Origin of the sequence: Streptomyces sp. NBC_01233 (assembly GCF_035989305.1) — a bacterium.
Taxonomy (GTDB): domain Bacteria; phylum Actinomycetota; class Actinomycetes; order Streptomycetales; family Streptomycetaceae; genus Streptomyces.
The window spans coordinates 4,637,409-4,654,898 of the sequence record NZ_CP108514.1; the positions used below are offsets into that span (position 1 = coordinate 4,637,409).

At 71.0% G+C, this 17,490-nt stretch carries 16 protein-coding genes; 14 read left to right on the top strand and 2 right to left on the bottom strand.

Translation table 11 applies throughout. From position 1 onward, the window contains the following. Positions 1-429: 429 nt before the first annotated feature. Both OG332_RS21805 and OG332_RS21810 read left to right on the top strand, forming a co-directional pair. Positions 430-1,035: an RNA polymerase sigma factor gene (locus OG332_RS21805; RefSeq protein ID WP_327415041.1), complete on the top strand. Its 606-nt coding sequence runs from the start codon at positions 430-432 to the stop codon at positions 1,033-1,035. Continuing rightward, positions 1,032-1,808 carry an MGMT family protein gene (locus OG332_RS21810; RefSeq protein ID WP_327415042.1) on the top strand — a complete coding sequence of 259 codons (777 nt, stop codon included), beginning with the start codon at positions 1,032-1,034 and terminating at the stop codon, positions 1,806-1,808. Before OG332_RS21805 ends, OG332_RS21810 begins: the two co-directional genes overlap by 4 nt. Positions 1,809-1,902: 94 nt before the next feature. Here OG332_RS21810 and ddaH (OG332_RS21815) read toward each other — a convergent pair whose 3' ends face one another. Then, positions 1,903-2,769 (bottom strand): dimethylargininase, encoded by an 867-nt coding sequence (gene ddaH / locus OG332_RS21815; RefSeq protein WP_442816189.1) that lies wholly within the window; start codon positions 2,767-2,769, stop codon positions 1,903-1,905. Between the two features lie 336 nt (positions 2,770-3,105). Between ddaH (OG332_RS21815) and OG332_RS21820 the strand changes: the two genes are divergently transcribed. The 12 genes from OG332_RS21820 to OG332_RS21875 are packed head-to-tail and all read left to right on the top strand — an operon-like array spanning position 3,106 to position 15,971. Beyond that, the gene (locus OG332_RS21820; RefSeq protein WP_327415043.1) at positions 3,106-4,419 is read left to right on the top strand and encodes a SidA/IucD/PvdA family monooxygenase; all 1,314 of its coding nucleotides are present in this window, start codon (positions 3,106-3,108) and stop codon (positions 4,417-4,419) included. 54 nt (positions 4,420-4,473) lie between these two features. After that, positions 4,474-4,842, top strand: coding sequence for a cupin domain-containing protein (locus OG332_RS21825; protein WP_327415044.1), 369 nt, complete (start codon positions 4,474-4,476; stop codon positions 4,840-4,842). After that, a complete protein-coding gene (locus OG332_RS21830; protein ID WP_327415045.1) occupies positions 4,839-6,458 on the top strand; it encodes a class I tRNA ligase family protein in 1,620 nt (539 codons plus the stop codon). Before OG332_RS21825 ends, OG332_RS21830 begins: the two co-directional genes overlap by 4 nt. A 15-nt stretch (positions 6,459-6,473) precedes the next feature. Further along, positions 6,474-7,802: an MFS transporter gene (locus OG332_RS21835; protein ID WP_327415046.1), complete on the top strand. Its 1,329-nt coding sequence runs from the start codon at positions 6,474-6,476 to the stop codon at positions 7,800-7,802. Positions 7,803-7,816: 14 nt separating this feature from the next. Next, on the top strand, positions 7,817-9,064 hold the full coding sequence (locus tag OG332_RS21840; RefSeq protein WP_327415047.1) for an ATP-grasp domain-containing protein: 1,248 nt from the start codon (positions 7,817-7,819) through the stop codon (positions 9,062-9,064). Further along, positions 9,057-9,881, top strand: a complete 825-nt coding sequence (ddaH, locus tag OG332_RS21845) for a dimethylargininase (protein WP_327415048.1) — start codon at positions 9,057-9,059, stop codon at positions 9,879-9,881. Before OG332_RS21840 ends, ddaH (OG332_RS21845) begins: the two co-directional genes overlap by 8 nt. Beyond that, a complete protein-coding gene (locus OG332_RS21850) occupies positions 9,878-10,213 on the top strand; it encodes a hypothetical protein (protein WP_327415049.1) in 336 nt (111 codons plus the stop codon). The genes ddaH (OG332_RS21845) and OG332_RS21850 overlap by 4 nt, the downstream gene beginning before the upstream one ends. Then, complete coding sequence (locus OG332_RS21855; RefSeq protein ID WP_327415050.1) at positions 10,210-11,988, top strand: ABC transporter substrate-binding protein; 1,779 nt, start codon at positions 10,210-10,212, stop codon at positions 11,986-11,988. Before OG332_RS21850 ends, OG332_RS21855 begins: the two co-directional genes overlap by 4 nt. Beyond that, positions 11,988-12,491 (top strand): YbaK/EbsC family protein, encoded by a 504-nt coding sequence (locus tag OG332_RS21860; RefSeq protein ID WP_327415051.1) that lies wholly within the window; start codon positions 11,988-11,990, stop codon positions 12,489-12,491. The genes OG332_RS21855 and OG332_RS21860 overlap by 1 nt, the downstream gene beginning before the upstream one ends. Before the next feature lie 5 nt (positions 12,492-12,496). Then, positions 12,497-13,759 carry an ATP-grasp domain-containing protein gene (locus OG332_RS21865; RefSeq protein ID WP_327415052.1) on the top strand — a complete coding sequence of 421 codons (1,263 nt, stop codon included), beginning with the start codon at positions 12,497-12,499 and terminating at the stop codon, positions 13,757-13,759. 35 nt (positions 13,760-13,794) lie between these two features. Beyond that, positions 13,795-14,940, top strand: a complete 1,146-nt coding sequence (locus OG332_RS21870) for an NAD(P)/FAD-dependent oxidoreductase (protein WP_327415053.1) — start codon at positions 13,795-13,797, stop codon at positions 14,938-14,940. A 29-nt stretch (positions 14,941-14,969) separates the two neighbouring features. After that, the gene (locus OG332_RS21875; RefSeq protein ID WP_327415054.1) at positions 14,970-15,971 is read left to right on the top strand and encodes an MmcQ/YjbR family DNA-binding protein; all 1,002 of its coding nucleotides are present in this window, start codon (positions 14,970-14,972) and stop codon (positions 15,969-15,971) included. 66 nt (positions 15,972-16,037) lie between these two features. Here OG332_RS21875 and OG332_RS21880 read toward each other — a convergent pair whose 3' ends face one another. Then, positions 16,038-17,480 carry an NB-ARC domain-containing protein gene (locus OG332_RS21880; RefSeq protein ID WP_327415055.1) on the bottom strand — a complete coding sequence of 481 codons (1,443 nt, stop codon included), beginning with the start codon at positions 17,478-17,480 and terminating at the stop codon, positions 16,038-16,040. Between the last annotated feature and the right edge of the window lie 10 nt (positions 17,481-17,490).

A 17,490-nucleotide genomic window follows, 5' to 3' on the forward strand; every position in this document is an offset into this window, starting at 1 on the left:
TTCCCCCTGGTGGCTGAGGTGCAGCTCGGTGGCGCCTTTCCAGCGGCTGCGAGCGGAAGGTGCGCGGCGACGGAACGCGTGAGGCGCAGCCCGTCGGGATCTTTGGATATCGGGTCACTGTGCGGTGCCGGACGGCGCGGCACGACAGGAAAGAGGGCGAGAGGACAACGCCTGGAAAAAGGTTTCCCTAATTCTCCATGTACAAGGGTCGACATCGTGCCCCCGAAATCCCGCAGGACCATGAAAATTCGAACCGTGGGGGCGGCTCAGCGCCCACGATCCGACCGTAACTGCAAAACCTTGATCATCAGGTGTCGCTTCTGGCCAAGAACACCGTGGTTTCGGCCAGAAGCGAAAAATCGAGTGTGCGGTCCCGCGTCCGGTGCAACGGTCTCGCGCGGTCCGGTGTTTACCAGGACGATGGACGAGATGGCTCTGCCGCTGACGGAACTGCTCGCGACCGACCTGGACGACGGGTTCACCGAACTCGTACGCACCCAGGCCGGTGCCGTGCGGTCCGTTCTGCTGCGCCTCTCGGGCTCCGCGCGAGAAGCCGACGACCTGGGTCAGGAAACCTTCCTGCGCGCCTATTCGGCCTTGCGCGAGTACTCCGCCGAGCGCCGCAGGCAGCTCCAGCCGCGTGCCTGGCTGCTCACCATCGCGGCGAACGTGTGGCGCAACCACCTCCGTACCCTGAGCCGCCGGCCCGGTGTGGCCGACGGCGTCGAAGTCACGTGTGCCGAGACCCTGGACGACGCTCCGGGGCCGGAACAACGCGCGCTCGACGGGGCACGGCGGGCCCGGCTGGTGACCGCACTGTCGGGTCTGCCGGACCACCACCGGCTGCCCGTGGTCCTGAGGTACATCGGCGAGCTGACCTACCAGGAAATGGCCGCGGTCCTGGACTGCCCGGTCGGAACGGTGAAGGCGCAGGTGTCGCGGGGTCTGGCCACTCTGCGCGCCGAGCCCGTCTTAGCCGCCGACCGCACGCGGCACGGGCCGGCCCGAGAGAAACGGAAGGAGGCGGCGGGATGAGACTGCCGGACGAGTTGAGCACCCTGCGCCAGGTGGCACCCGCAGGGTTCGCGGTACGCGTGCTGGAGCGCGCCGGTGTTCCGGCGCACCGCTACGACTGCTACGTGCGCACCGACTCACCGGTCGGCCCCCTCTACGTGGCTCACGGGCGGGGAGCGGTGACCGGCGCCGCCGCCACGGACTGGTACGCGGACGACGCGGCGTTCGAGGAGGCCTACCGGGCCCGGACCCGGCGGTCGGTGCTCTGCGGGACCAAGCCCCCGCCGGGTCTGGCGCGGGCCCTGCGGGGCCGGGACCGGACCCTGCGTTACGACTTCGGCCCGCTGCCCGACGAGCAGAGCGCGGTCCTGCAGGCCACCCGGCTCATCCCGTTCGGGCAGCTGCGTCCGACGGGCTGGCTGGCCCGCGAGGCCGGACTGCCCGCCCTCGCCCCCGCGGAGGTGATGGCGGCGGTCCGGGCCAATCCCGTGCCCGTACTCGTGCCGGCGCACCGGGTGTGCCGGGACGACGGGCTGCCGGCGGACTGCGGCCTGCCGGCCGCGTTCGAAGGGCGGCTGCGGGAAGGGGAGGGCGTGGACGCCGAGCGGGTGGAGCGGTTCGTACGCATGGGGGCCCGCTTCCTGGGCAGCGGGACCACGCGGATCTTCTGCTACCCGACGTGCGCGCACGCGCGCCGCATCACCGCCCGGCACGAGGTGCCGTTCACCTCGGCCGACGAGGCCGCCGCCGCCGGGTTCCGGGGCTGCCGCAGCTGCCGGCCGGCCACCGTGTGACGGGAGCGCCCGTGCCACCTTCCGTGCTGCCGCGCCGGCACGGAAGGTGCGGGCGTCCGCCGGCCGCGCCCGCGCCCCGTCCGGCCCGTCCCGCTCAGCGGTCGCGGAGTTCGAGCGTGCAGCACTTGACGCTGCCGCCTGCCTTGAGCAGCTCGGAGAGCTCCACCCCGATCGGCTCGAAGCCCCGCGCGCGCAGCTTGGCGTGCAGGCCGGTGGCCGCGGCGGGCAGCAGGACGTGGCGGCCGTCGGAGAAGGCGTTGAGCCCGAACACGGCGGCGTCCTCGGCGTCGGCCAGGACCGCGCTCGGGAACATGGCGCGCAGCACCGCCTGGCTGCCCTGGGAGAAGGCGGCCGGGTAGTACATGACCTCGTCGTCCGACAGGACGGACAGCGCCGTGTCCAGGTGGTAGAACTCCGGGTTCACCAGCGTCAGCGAGGTGACCGGGAGACCGAAGAACTCCTGCGCCTCCGCGTGTGAGCGCGGGTCGGTGCGGAAGCCCGTGCCGGCCAGCAGGCGCCGCCCGACGGTGAGGATGTCGCCCTCGCCCTCGTTGACGAACTCGGGCCACAGCGTGTCCGTGTAACCGCGGCCTTCCAGCCATCTCAGGTACGCGGGCCCCTCCGCGGTGCGCTCCGCGTGCCGGAAGCGGGCCCCGTAGACCTTGCCGTCGACCACGGTGGCGCCGTTGGCCGCGAACACCATGTCGGGCAGGCCCTCGATGGGGTCTATCTCCTCGACCACGTGGCCGAGTTCGAGGTACAGCGCGCGCAGCCCCTCCCACTGCTTGACCGCGAGCGCGTTGTCCGTGGCGTGCTGCGGGTTCATCCACGGGTTGATCGAATACGTGACGTCGTAGTGCCGGGGCCGGCACATCAGCAGACGGCGCCGGGTGGCGACCCGGGTGGGGCTTTCCGAACGGTAGAGAGCGCCGGCGGGGGTGATGGGCTCGGTGAGCGGCACGAGGGCTCCTTCTCATGGGGTGGGGATGGAAGCCCGGCCGCCCGAGGGATGTTTCGGGCCGGCCGGAAGCGCGAACGCAACTGATCACTGGGGCCAATGGAAAAGGCGCTCCGCGTTGACCGGAAGCAGTCCGGGACACCGGCCAATCAACCCTCTGACCAGGCCCTCGGCCGAGTTGATTGTCCGTGTCCGACTTCGCTTCCGGGCAATCGTGGGCTCCCGTGGAATGTGGACGTCACCCGGTTTCGGGAGGCGACGCAAGGACGGGAAAGAGATCCCGAACCGTCCTGCCCGACCGTACGAACCTGTCCACCTGTTCCATCTGGAGGTACTTCCATGGCGCATCGCAACGTCGAACTGCTCGCAGTCGGTGCAGGACCGGCGAACCTCGCGCTGGCGGTCGCCGTCGAGGAGCTCGCTCCCGAGCTGGTCGGCGACACCCTGCTCATCGAGCGCGAGCAGGACATCGTGTGGCAGCGCGGCATGCTGCTGCCCGACGCGCTCAGCCAGGTCTCCTTCCTCAAGGACCTGGTCACCATGCGCAATCCGTGCAGCCGCTTTTCCTTCGTCAACTTCCTTCACTCGCAGGAGCGGCTCGACGCTTTCGTCAACCTGGCCAGCTTCGTTCCGTACCGCAGCGAGATATCCGAGTACTTGCAGTGGGTGGCCGACGAACTCGACACGGTGAAGGTCGAATACGGCCGCGAGTGCACTTCCGTCGAAGCGGTGAACGGCGACGACGGCGAACTCTCCGGCTGGCTGGTCACCCTGGCCAACGGTGACACCATCGGCTGCCGCTACCTGGTGATCGGCGCCGGCCGCGACGCCCACGTCCCCGCCGTGTTCGACGGCCTGCCGGCCGAGCGCGTCATCCACAGCACGCAGTACACGCAGCGCATCGCCGGGGTGCGCGCGGACCTGCCGCACCGGGTCGCGGTCATCGGCGGTGCGCAGAGCGCGGCCGAGCTGTTCGGCGCGGCCCTGCGGGACCTGCCCGAGTGCAAGCCGACCATGATCATGCGTTCCATCGGCCTGAACGGCTACGAGAGCAGCAAGTTCACCAACGAGCTGTACTACACGTCCTTCATCGACGAGTTCTACGAGTCCTCGCCCGAGGCCCGCCAGCAGCTGCTCGCCGAGATGTACCGCTCCAACTACGGCGGTCTGTCCCCGGCCACCCTCGACGGTCTGTACCGGCAGTTCTACCAGGACCGCCGCAGCGGCCAGGAGCGCCTGGCGCTCCACCCCATGACCGACGTGAGCGCCGCACGGATGGACGGCGAGGAGATCGTCCTGACCCTCGTCGACCGCAAGTCGGGTGCCGAGCGGGAGATGCGCACGGACCTCGTGCTCCTCGGCACCGGTTTCGTCCGCGAGATGCCGTGGGCGGTCAAGGCCCTCGCGCAGTCGATCGGACTCGACGAGATCAACGTGAGCCGGAACTACCGGCTCGACCTGGGCCGCCCGGCGACGGCCGCCTGCTACCTGCAGGGCGTCAACGAGGCCACCCACGGCATCGCCGACTCGCTGCTCAGCGTGCTCGCCGGCCGCTCCGCCGAGATCACCCGGGACATCGTGGCGCACCGCCGGACGAGATCGGTGGAGATCCCGGCCCAGGAGCGCGAGCTCGCGCTCGCCGGCGCGGTCTGAGTCCCGCGCGCCCCTCACGAGCCGTACCCGCCTGACGAGGAGAGAACGACCCACATGCTCACCAAGCAACTCGACCGCGACGGACTGACGCACGAGAACGGGCTGGACGCCCAGCGCCTGCTGCCCTGGCCCGAGCTCAACGCCCCCTTCGAGGGGTCCTGGTGCGTGATCCGGCCCGGCACCGCGTCGACGGCGCACGCCCACCACGAGTACGAGATCTTCATCGCCGTCTCCGGCACCGCGGTCCTGGAGTCGCAGGGCGTCCGCAAGCCCCTCGTGACCGGGGACATCGTCTACTTCACCCCCGGCTCGGACCACCGGGTGATCAACGAGTCCGCCGAGGACTTCGAGATGTATTCGGTCTGGTGGGACCTCGACATGACGCAGCGGTTCGCAGCACGCCACGAAGGAGCCCGGACATGACACGCCGTACGGTCATCATCGCGCCGCCGCCGACCCCCAACGGGGACCTGCACACCGGGCACCTGGCGGGCCCGTACCTGGCCGGTGACGTGCACGCCCGCTACCTGCGGGCGTCCGGCCGCCCGGTGATCTTCACCAGCGGCACCGACGACAGCCAGACCTACGTGGTGTCCAGCGCGGCGAAGGCGAGCCTGACGCCGGAGGAGCTGGCCCTGCGCTCCGCGACGCAGATCCGCGCCACCCTGGAGGCGGCGGGCATCTCCGTGGACGGCTTCGCCCCCTTCGACAAGGGGTACCGGCAGACCGTCATCGACTTCGTCACCGACCTCCACAACGACGGCGCGTTCCGGCTGAAGACCGTCCGCCTGCCGTACGTCGAGGCCACCGGCGAGTACCTCATGGAAGGCCTGGTCGCCGGCGACTGCCCGGTGTGCCTGGTGGAGAGCCGCGGCGGACTCTGCGAGTCCTGCGGACACCCCAACAACTTCGACGAGCTGCTGCGTCCGCGCTCCACCGTCGACCCGGGCGCCGTGGTCACGCACCGCGAGGCGCAGATCCTCGTGCTGCCGATGGAGGAGTACCGCGACCGCCTCGCCGACTACTACGTCCGGCACCGGGACGTGCTGCGGCCGCACACCGCGCAGCTGGTCCGCGAGGCGCTGGAGCGTCCGCTGCCGGACTTCCCGATCACCTACCCCACCGGCTGGGGCATCCCGGCGCCGTTCGTGGAGACGCCGGGCCAGGTCCTCAACGCCTGGGCCGAGGGCATGGCCGCCTCGATGTACTGCACCTGGTACGCGGCCGAGCAGCTCGGTGAGCACACCGACCGCTACGACGAGCACTGGCTGTCCGAGCACGGCATCGACCTCGTGTACTTCCTCGGATTCGACAACGTCTACTTCTGGGGAATGACGCACCTGGCCCTGCTGATGGCGCACGGCGACCGGTACGTCGAGCCCCACGCCATCGTGTCGAACGAGTTCTACGAACTGGAGAACCAGAAGTTCTCAACGAGTAAAGGCCACGTGGTCTGGGCCGCAGATCTGGTCGCCGAGGTGCCGCGCGACCTCGTGCGCTTCTACCTGGCGCTCACCGCGCCGGAGCACTCCCGGACGAACTTCAGCCGCGAGGCGCTCGACACCCTGGCGAGCTCCCGGCTGGTCCAGCCGTGGAACCGGCTCGCCGGCCGCCTGGAGGAGCTGCTCGCGGCCGTCCCGGCGGACGCGCCGCTCCCGGTGTCGCGGACCGGCGCCGATCACGCGGGCATCGTCGTCGAGCGCTTCCGCTCCCACTACGAGCTGGAGAGCTTCAGCCTCCACCGGGCCGCCGACCTGGTCGTCGTCCACCTCGACCGGCTGCTGGGGCAGGCGGACCGGGTGGCGGCGGACGTGCCGACCGACCTCGGGGACCTGGTCCTCGCCGTCCGGACGCTGACGGCGTGCGCCGCTCCGCTGCTCGTCGACCTCGCCGCCCGTGCCGAGCGGGCCGGGGCCGATCTGGCCCTTCCGGCCGGCCCCTTCGCAGCCGCCCCCGTCGCTCCCCTGCGACTCCCCCTCCTGTCCACCGCGGTCGGGGCCTTCGAGTCCCTGGCCGAGCCGGTCGACATCCGAGCCTGACCTCCGAGGAGCACTGTGTCCACGATCGCCCCGCCCCGTCCCAATCGGGCAGAACGACTGCTCATCCCCGCGACCTTCATCACCAACCTGGGCAACGGCATCCAGCTCACCGCCGCCTCGTACCTGGTCTTCACCGAGGCCAACACCATGCTCGCGGTCAGCTGGCTGATGATCGCCGTCACCATCCCGCAGGTGGCGCTCTCGCTGTTCTTCGGCAAGCTCGCCGACCGCTTCGACCGCCGGACCCTGGCCATGGTCTCCGACCTGGCCAGCGCCGCCGCCGCGATCGCCCTGCCGGTCTGGCTGGCCCTCGGCGGCAACCCCTCGACCGTCAGCTACGTCGCCAGCTTCGTCCTGTCGATCTCCGCGGCCCTCTTCTTCCCGGCCAGCAACGCCCTGATCAAGGAGCGCATCCCCGAGTCCCGGCTGGCCCAGTTCAACGGCAACGCCGAAATCGCCATCCAGGGCGGCACGCTCGCCTCGGCGGCCCTCGGCGGCTGGGTGATCGTCTGGGTCGGCACCACGTCGCTCTTCTACTTCAACGCGATCACGTTCCTGCTCTCCGCCGTCCTGCTGTTCTTCATCGGCCGTCGTCCGGCCGGCGAGGGCACCAGCGCCCCGGAGGCCGTGGCCAAGGCCGCTGCCGCTGCCGCCGCCCGTCTGACCGGTTCCCGCCCGCCGCTGGCCCGTCTCGCGGTGCTCTACATCATCGGCAACATCGTCATCATCGTCGGCAACAGCATCATGCTGGTCCTGGTCATCGAGGGCTTCAAGTCCAACGCCGGCTACCTCGGCATCGTCGACGCCCTGTTCGGCATCGGTGCGCTGTTCGCGGCCTGGGCCTTCAAGAAGATCAGTTCCAAGGCGACCGTGCTGAAGACGGCCCTGATCGGCTACCTCGCCTTCGCGGTGCTCCTGTCCTTGGAGTCCGTCCACCTCTACGCGATGATGGCCGTCATCCCGTTCGCCGCCATCGCCTTCTGCGTGGCCCGCATCTCGGCCCGTACCGCCCTGATGAGCGCGGCGCCCGAGGAGCGCACGGGCTTCGTCTTCGGTGCCACCAACGCCTTCGGCCTCGCCGCCGGCACCACCGCCGTCGTCCTGATCTCGCTCCTGGTCGACTCCACCAACGTGAAGAACGGCTTCTACGCCCTCTCCGCCCTGGTCGTCGCCATCGCCACCATCACCGTCATCTCGCTCAGCAAGCACGACCGTGAGGTCGCCGCCGCCGCTGCCGCCGAGAAGTCCGAGGCCGTCGCCGAGGCCGCCGAGGCCGTCGAGCCCGCCGCCGAGGTCACCGAGCGCGCCGCCGAGGCCCGCGAGTCCGTCCCGGCCAAGGTCTGAGGGGGGAAGCAGAGATGAAGCTGCTCGCCATCGAGGCCAGCCAGAACGCCACCTACTACATCTCCCGCTACCAGCAGGTCCAGGACCTCGGAGCAGAGGTCTACGTCCTCAACGGACTGGGCACCGAGGACTTCTGGGACGCGGAGCGCTACCGGATCGCCGGATCCAAGCACATCGAGGACATCGTCACGGCCGCCAAGGTCTGGCACGGGGAGGAGGAGTTCGAGGGGGTCCTGACCTTCTCGGAGTCCGGGGTCGTCACGGTGGCGGTCGTCGCCGAGGCGCTCGGACTGCCGAGCATCGGGTTCGAAGCGGCCCGGACCAGCCGCAACAAGCTGCTGATGCGCCAGGCGCACGAGCGCGGCAGCGCGGCGCACCCCGGCTTCCGCCACGCCCCCGACATCGAGGCCGCGCTGGCCGCCGGCGAAGAGCTGGGCTACCCGCTGATCCTCAAGCCGACCCTGGGTGCGGCCAGCAACTTCGTCTTCAAGGTCGACGACGCCGAGGAGATGAAGGCCCGCTTCGCGGACGCCACCCTGGGCATCGAGACCATGACCTGGGCGCTGATGGAGGCGGACGGCCTGGACCTCGGCCCGAACGGGATCATCGTCGAGGGCTACCTCGACGGCCACGAGCACCTCATCGAGGCGCTGGCCTGGGACGACGAGGTGTACCTCGGCTCCATCGTGGACCGGATCACCGTCGAGAGCGGGACCTTCGACGACGACGTCCACCACGCGCCGAGCTCCCTGACCCCCGAGCAGGTGGCCGCGGTCCACGAGGTGGTCCGGGACGCCGCCCACGCCCAGGGACTGCGCCGGTCCGTGCTGCACGCGGAGGTGAGGTTCCACCAGGGCAAGCCCTTCATCCTGGAGATCGCGATCCGCCCCGGCGGCGGCGGGCTCGACCACATGGCGCGGATCAGCGCGGGCCACGACCCCATCCGGTGCGTGGTGGACGTGGCCCGGGGCACCCGGCCCGACGTCTCGCACTACTCGCCGACCTCGGTGCACACCGCCGCGATGTGCCTGATCAGCGGGGCGGGCACGGTCGAGTCGATCGAGGTGCCGCAGGACGTCCCGTCCTCCGTCTTCTTCCTCAAGATCACGGCCACTCCGGGGACCGTCATCAAGCGTCCGCCGGCGGGCAACAACATCCTCGGCTTCCTGGGCGCCACGGGCGAATCGCTGGAGGAGGCGCTGAGCACGGCCCACATCGTGGCCAGCCGCATCCGTACGGAGATGAGGCCCGAACATGGCTGAGTCCCCGCGGCGCACGGCCACGAAGCGGCACTACCTGATGTGCCGGCCCACCCACTTCGAGGTGAGCTACGCAATCAACCCGTGGATGAACCCGGACAAGCCGATGGACGCCGGGCTGGCCCTGACCCAGTGGGAGCGGATCCGGGACCTCTACCTCGGCCTCGGCCACGAGGTCTCCGCCATCGACCCCGTCCCGGGCCTGCCGGACATGGTGTTCTCCGCGAACGGGGCCACCGTGGTCGACGGCAAGGTGCTGATCGCGAAGTTCCGCCACCAGGAGCGGGCGGCCGAGGCCGACGCCTACCGGGCCTGGTTCGAGGACCACGGCTACCCCGACATCAAGGTCCCGGAGTACATCAACGAGGGCGAGGGCGACTTCGCCCCCGCCGGCCGGCGGATCCTGGCCGGCGCGGGTTTCCGCAGCGACCCCGGCGCGCACGGGGAACTCCGTGACTTCTTCGGCCTGCCGGTGGTCGGCCTGGCCCTGACCGACCCCCGGTTCTACCACCTGGACACCGCGCTGTGCGTCCTCGACGACGACCTGGTGGCGTACTACCCCGCCGCCTTCTCCGAGGAGAGCCGGGACGTGCTGCGGGAGCTGTACCCGGACGCGGTCCTCGCCACCCGGGAGGATGCCGATGCCTTTGGCCTGAACGCGGTGAGCGACGGACTGAACGTGGTCGTGACGGAGACCGCCACCCACCTGATCGGTGAGCTGCGCGAGCGCGGCTTCGAGGTGCACGGCGTGGACATGTCCGAACTGCTGAAGGCCGGTGGCGCGGTCAAATGCATCACTCAGGAGATACGACGCCCGTGATCGATTACGACGGCAGAAGTTTCCGCAACACCGGTTACCCGGCGGGCGAGGACGCCCCCGTCGGCCACTACCACCAGGAAGGCGACCTGCTCTGGGCCGACTTCGACGGAGGGCCCGTCCGCAGGGGTTCGCTGAACGGGCGCGTGGAGTCCGACGGGAACCTCGAATTCGCCTACACGATGGTCCTCGCCGACGGCGAGGTGGTCGCCGGGCGGTGCTGGAGCACCCCCGAATTCCTGGACGACGGACGGATCCGGCTCAACGAGCGCTGGGAGCGCTACGGAGCCCACTCGGACAGCGGTGAATCCGCACTGGAGGAGGTAAGGACATGACCCCGCCCGCCACCCCGCTCCGCGGGGGCAGCGTGACCTGGGCCTGCACCAGCGGCTTCAGCCCGGTCTTCATCTTCCCGTTCACCCCGGGCGAGTACTACGGGGTGGCCAACCTGCACGAGTTCCAGACGCTCATGTACCGCCCGCTGTACTGGTACGGCACCGGCGGGCAGCCGACCGTCGACTACGAGCGCAGCCTCGCCGAGCCCCCCGAGTGGAGCGAGGACGGCCGCACGGCGACGATCACCGTCAAGCCGTACAAGTGGTCGAACGGCGAGACGGTCGACGCCGACAACGTGATGCTGTGGATGCACCTCCTGGAGGCCGAGAAGGACAGCTTCGGCGGCTACACGCCGGGCTTCTTCCCGGACAACCTGACCGGCTACGAGAAGGTCGCCGAGGACAAGGTCAGCTTCACCTTCGACCGCGCCTACTCGCACAACTGGGTGCTGATGAACCAGTTCAGCACCATCACCCCGCTGCCCAGGGCCTGGGACCGCACCGGCGACGACCGGCCGGCCGACGCCACGCACGACCCGGCCCAGGCCTCCGCGGTCTACGCCTATCTGCGGGCCTGTAACGACGAGCGCAAGGGCTGGGACACCAGCCCCGTCTGGAGCGTGGTCAACGGGCCCTGGAGGCTGAGCAGTTACACCATCGACGGCACCTCGGGCGAATGCGTCCTGGTGCCCAACGAGAGCTACTCCGGCCCCAACAAGCCCTACCTGGACGAGTTCCGGCTGGTGCCCACCGACTCGGACACCGACCAGTACGAGATGCTCCGCCGGGGCCCCGAGGCCGTCGACGGCGTGCAGATCGGCTTCCTTCCCTTCGACGAGGTCACCGAGCCGGCCGAGGACCCGCAGCTCGGCGGGCCCAACCCGCTCGGCGAGCACTACGACCTCGTGCCCCAGCTCACTTACAAGATCCATTACTTCCCGATCAACTTCAACAACCCGACGGTCGCCGGAAAGATCTTCAAGCAGCTCTACTTCCGCCAGGCACTGCAGTCCAGCCTCGACTCCCGGGGCGCCGTCCGCGACGTCTACAAGGGCTACGGCTACCCGACCACCGGGCCCATCCCGGTCCTGCCCGACAGCCCGCTGCTCTCGCCCGCCGCGCACGAGGACCCGTACCCCTTCGACATCGACGCGGCCCGGCGCCTCCTGACCGAGAACGGCTGGGACACCAGCACCACCCCGGGTACGTGCGTCCGCGAGGGCACCGGCCCCGGCGAGGCGGGAGAGGGCATCCCGGCCGGCACCCCGCTGCGCTTCTCGATGCGGTACGCCAAGGGGCACGAGACCCTGACCGCGGTCATGCGCAAGTTCGCCGCCGACGCCGCACAGGCCGGCATCGAGATCGAGCTGACCGAGGTCGAGGCGAGCGTCCTGGTCCTGGAGGACACCACCTGCACCCCGGGCCCCGACAGCCCGTGCCTGTGGGAGTTCAGCGACTGGAACGGCGGCTGGGGTTACGGCCCCGGCTTCTACCCGACCGGAGAGGCCCTCTACTCGACCGGCTCCTCGGTCAACTTCGGCAGCTACAGCGACCCGAAGGCCGACGAACTCATCGCGCGCACGGTGGTCAGCGACGACCTGGAGGACCTCTACGCCTACCAGGACTACATCGCGCAGCAGGTCCCGGTCATCTGGATGCCCAACTTCCCCTTCCGTCTGCTGGAGGTCGCGAAGGACCTCCGGGGCGTGGCCCCGATCAACCCCTTCGGGCTGATCAATCCCGAGGACTGGCACTACGTCGGCGAGGTGCTGTGATGTACCAGAGGCTGATCGACCACCTCGACGGGCACCGGGCCCGCTACCGGCTGATCGACCACCCGGCCGAGGGCCGCACGGACCTGGCGAGCGTGCTGCGCGGCCACCCGCTGGAGCAGGCCGCGAAGTGCATCGTCGTCCGGGTGAGCATCACCAAACGGGTCGGCAAGTACGTGCTCGCGGTGGTGCCCGGTGACCGGCAGGTCGACCTGGAGGCGGTCGGCTCGCTGTTCGGCGGCGGCCGGACGGCCTTCGCCACGCCGGAGATGGCCGAGCGGCTGGCCGGCAGCGTCTGCGGCACGGTGATGCCGCTGAGCTTCCACCCCGATCTGCACCTCGTCGTCGACGAGGGCCTGATCCTCACCGAAGAGATCTACTTCAACGCGGCCCGCCTGGACCGCTCCGTGGCCCTGTCCACCCCCGACTACCTGGCCATCGCGCAGCCCCAGCTGGCGGCGATCGCGACGGCCGGCGACCGGGTCCTGACCCACTCCGCGAGGTGAACGACATGACTGATGACGCCAACACGACCGATGGCGGCGTGGTGATCCTGGTCGGCAGCGGACAGCGCGCCTACCGCGAGTACCTGCTCGCGGGCGCCGCCCGCCGGCGCCCGATCTGGATCCTGGACGCGGTGGATCCGACCTGGCAGAAGGAGTACGTCATCGGCTCGACCACCGTCGAGCTGCTCGACCGGGAACGCCTGGTGCCCGACCGGGACGGGCTCCTCAGGGCCGCCGAGGCGGTGGCCGCCGAGCACCGGGTGGTGGGGGTGTTCAGCTACGACGAGACGCTCGTGGTGACCGCCGCGCTCATAGCCGAGCGGCTGGGCCTGCCCGGACTGACCTCGCGGGGCGCCGACAACTGCCGCAACAAGCACAACACGCGGCAGCTGCTGACCGCCGCCGGACTGCCCCAGCCGCACTTCGCCTACGTGACCGACGCCGAGCAGGCGCTCGCGGCGGCCGACTCCTTCGGCTACCCGGTCGTGCTCAAGCCCCGCGGCATGGGGGCGAGCATCGGCGTCATCCGCGTCGACGGCCCCGAGGGGGTCCGCCCGGCCTTCGAGGTCGCCGACGCCGCCGGCCACGGCGGGAACAGCGACTACGAGGGCGGGGCGCTGGTCGAGGAGTGCGTGATCGGGCCCGAGATCAGCATCGACGGCGTGGTCTTCGACGGCGGCTACACCCCGCTCTTCCTCGCGCACAAGGAAGTGGGCCTGGAGCCCTACTTCGAGGAGACCGGGCACGTGGTCAGCGCCACCGACCCGCTGCTGGCCGACGAGGAACTGCTGGGCATCCTCCGCGACGCCCACCGGGAACTGGGAGTCGGCTACGGGATCACCCACACCGAGGTGAAGCTGACCTCCCGCGGGCCGGTGATCATCGAGGTGAACGCCCGGCTGGGCGGCGACCTCATCCCGTACCTCGGCAGTCTCGCCACCGGGATCGAGCCGGGCGAGGTGGCCGCGGAAGTGGCGACCGGCACCCGCCCCGAGTGGACGCCGACCAAGGCCCGCACCGTGGGCATCCGCTTCCTCTACCCGCACCAGAACGGCACCGCCCGCTCGGTCGACGTGCCCACCGCAGCGGACACCCCGGGACTGCTGGAGGCGAACGTCATGGTCCGGCCGGGGACGACGCTGCTGCTCCCCCCGGACGGCTACCTCAGCAGGTACGCCAACGTGATCTGCGCCGGCGAAGACCGGCCGGGCTGCGAGGAGCACCTCGCCAAGGCCGCCGCACTGACCACGATCGTCCTCGACAGCTGACACGTCGGCACCGGAACACTGAAAGGAGGTGTGTGATGGCGGCGAGGGTGACGGTAGTGGGCGGCGGTGTGATCGCCCTGCTCACGGCAATCGAATGCGTGCTCGACGGACACAAGGTCACGGTCGTGGACCAAGGCCCCATCCCGCACAGCAGAGCCACCTCTTTCGACCAGCACCGGATCCTGCGGGCCCTGCACCCCTCGGATCCGCAGGCCACGGCGGCCGCGCTGCGCGCGCACCACCGCTGGGTCGAACTGGAAGAGCTCTTCCTGACCCGCTTCTACGAGCAGGTCGGCGCCCTCACCGTGCTGCCGCCCGCGGCGGCGTCGGAAGCGGCGGCGATGCTCGGCAACGCCGGAGGCAGCGTCAGGGAACTGACCGCGGCCGGCCTTTCCGACCGCTATCCGCACCTGTACGTGGACGGCGGTCTCGGCGCGGTACTCGAGGACGAGGCGGGGGTCCTGCTCGCCGAACGGGTCCTCGCCGCGTGCGTCGGCTGGCTGAAGTGGCAGCCCGGCATCGAGCTCATCGAGCACCGGGCCGTGACCGCCGTCGACGGCGAGGACGGCAACGTACGGCTGGTGGACGGGCGGGTGCTGCACGGCGACGCGGTACTGGTCGCGGTGGGCCCCTGGTCCCGCGGACTGATGCCGGACGGCATCGCCGAGCGGCTGACGCTGTTCCGCCAGTCCCTCCTCTACTGCAGGGTGCCCCGGAACCAGGCCCAGGCCTGGGCCTCCACCCCGGCCATCCCCGCGCTCGGCACCAAGGGGGGAGCCTGGCTGATCCCGCCGGTGGCGGGCACGGCCCTCAAGCTGACCTCGGCCACCGCCTGCCGGGTCGTGGACGAGATCACCGACCAGGCCACCGATCCGTACTGGCAGCGCCGGCTGGAGAAGGAGTTCGGGGACCTGCTGCCCGGCTTCGGCCCGGCCTGGGTCACCGCTGCCAAGGACGCCTACTACTCCTCCTTCTCCGAGACCGGCGGGCCGCTGGTGGTCGCCCTGGGCGGCGACGCGTACGCGTACGCGGCCTGCGGTGGCACATCCTTCAAGTTCGCGCCGCTCATCGCGCGGTCGCTGGCGGACCGGCTGACCGGCCGGGTCCCGTCGCTGATCGGGCTCGGCGCGCTCGACGGGCCGCCGCTGGACGCCCTCGCCCCGCAGCTCGCGGGCCGGTGAGCCGGCGGCCGAGGGTGAAGGAGGAAACGGTGGTCACGACGGACGACGTACGCAGGCTCGCGCTCAGCCTGCCGAGGACCGAGGAACACCTGATCCGGGACCGGGTGAAGTTCCGGATCGGGAAGATCGTCTATCTCGCCCTCTCCCGGGACGAGACCGAGCTGGGCTTCGCCTTCCCCAAGGAGGAGCGGGCGGCGCTCGTCGCCGCCGAACCGGCGAAGTTCTTCATGCCCCGTGAGTCCGATCTGCGCTTCAACTGGGCCGAGGCCAGGATGGCCGCCCTCGACCTGCAGGAGCTGACGGAACTGGTCACCGAGGCTTGGCGGATGGTGGTGCCGGCCCGGGTGGCGCGCGACCACCCGGCTCCCGCCGCGCCCCCGCCGCCCGCTCCCTCCCTGTCCGAACTGCGGGCCTCGGCCGAGGTGTTCAACGGTTTCGCGGCGGTGGACCGGAGCTGGCTGGCGCTGCGCGAGGAGACCGCCCCCGGACTCGACCTCTCCGTCGCCGGGCATCGCGCCGCCCTGCACCGCTGGCTGAACTCCTGGGGCTGCCGGATCCGCTACCCGCGGGAGGGGGAGCCCGACCTGTTCGGCGCGGGGATCGCCGCCTGGTGGGGGCGCCACCCCCTGCCGCAGGCGCCGCTGTCCCGGCTCACCCCCCGCGAGATCTCCCGCTTCGCGCGGGCCTACGAGGAACTGGCCGCGCTGCCGATCGGCCGCCGCAGCCTCGGCCCGACCGCCGCGTCCAAGGCGCTGTACGCCCTGCGGCCCGACTCGGTCATGCCGTGGGACGCGGCCATCGCCGACCGGCTCTACGGCGTACGGGACGGGGCCGCCTTCGCCCGCCACCTGGAGACGGGCCGGACCTGGGCGCGGGCGGCGCTCGCCGAGGGCGGCGGCATGGACGAGCGGACCCTGTGCGCCGACATCGGCCGGGCCGGGGTCTCCCTCGCCAAGATCCTCGACGAACACCTCTACCTCACGATCACGTACGCGGCGGGCAGGCAGGGCCCCGGGCGGTCCGGCGGCTGAGGAAACGACGCGCGAAGGCGCCCCGCAGCGGGAGCCGCAGGGCGCCTCCTGGTGGGCGGCCGCCGCCTAGCGGGCGACCCGCGCGAGCGCCTCGGAGCGCGCCGAGGGCGCCTGCTCCTCCTCCGTCGGGTCGGGCTGGGCCAGTGCGAAGGCCCTGGCCATCGGCGTCAGCCCGTACTGCCCCGGCAGGTCGGAGTGTTCGAGCAGGCCCGCGTCGAGGAGGCGTTCGAGGAGGTCCTCCACCGGCTGGGCGGACCGCTCGACCAGGACGGCCAGCGCGTCCGTGGACTCGTACACCACGTTGTCCACGGAGGGCGGGTTCTCGGAGCCGGCGAACTGGCGCAGCATCAGGCGGGCCCACGGGGTCAGCAGCCGGTAGGCGCTGTCCAGGCGGCTGCCCAGGCCTTCGTCCCCGATCTGCAGCCGGCGCAGGAAGCGGCCGGGTTCCCGCCGCCCCTCGCCGAGCAGTTCGGACACGGAGTCCTGAAGCATCCACTCGGGCCGGGCCGCGATCCGCCGGCCGGCCAGGTTCAGCGCGAGCGGCAGGTCCCCGCACGCGTCGGCGAGCCGCAGGCAGGCGCGCGGCTCGGTGCCGACCCGGTCCCCGCCGATCAGCTGGGCGAGCAGCTCCATGGACTCGTCGCGGTCCAGTGAGGGCAGCCTTATTCGGCCAATTCCGTCGAGGCCGAGGAGCCGCGACCGGCTGGTGATGAGAATGCGGCTCTCGGGCGCCGCGGTGAGCAGTTCCCGTATCTGGCGCTCGTGCGTCACGCCGTCGAGCACCACGAGCAGCCGACGCCTGTGGAGCAGCGACCGGTACAGGCCGATCCGCTGTCCGGGGTCGTTCGGGATGCGGTCGGCGGGGATGCCGAGCGCCTCCAGGAAACCGCCCGCGATACCCGCCGCGTCCTTGCGTCCGTCGGCGGCCGGGTCCAGGTTCGCGTAGAGCTGTCCGTCCGGCAGGCCCGTCGCGAGCTCGTGGGCGAGCCGCAGGGCGAAGACGGACTTGCCCGCACCGACCTGACCGCTGATGAGCAGCGGACCCGGCGGGCGCTGTTCGCCGTAGCAGGGAGCCGTCATGGCCCGGGCCCGCCGGAGCAGTTCGGCCCGCCCCACCAGGGGATGGGGCTCCATCGGCAACTGGGCGGGCGGCGGCAGAACGGCGCGCACGTCGGCGGCGCGCAGCTCGTTCTCCTGGTGCTGCTGCACGGCCTTGGCGGCCGGGCGGGCCGCGCCTTCGTCACCCTCGGCGCGCGCCGCCTCGTGCCAGCGGCGCTCCCAGGTGGCGCGGTCACCGCCGCAGGCCTCCGCGAAGGCGAGGGCCACCTGAAGGGTCGGAAGGCGGTAGCCGGCGGCCGCGTCGGAGAGCACCGAGGCGGAGAACATGGCCCGCGTGGCCATGTCGCGGTAACCGGGACTGCCGGCCGCCGTCCTCAGCCTGCGCAACTCCCGGGCGAACGCGGTGACTGGTCCGGCATCGGGGGCCAGTGGTCGCTCCAGTCTTCCCACACCATGCTCC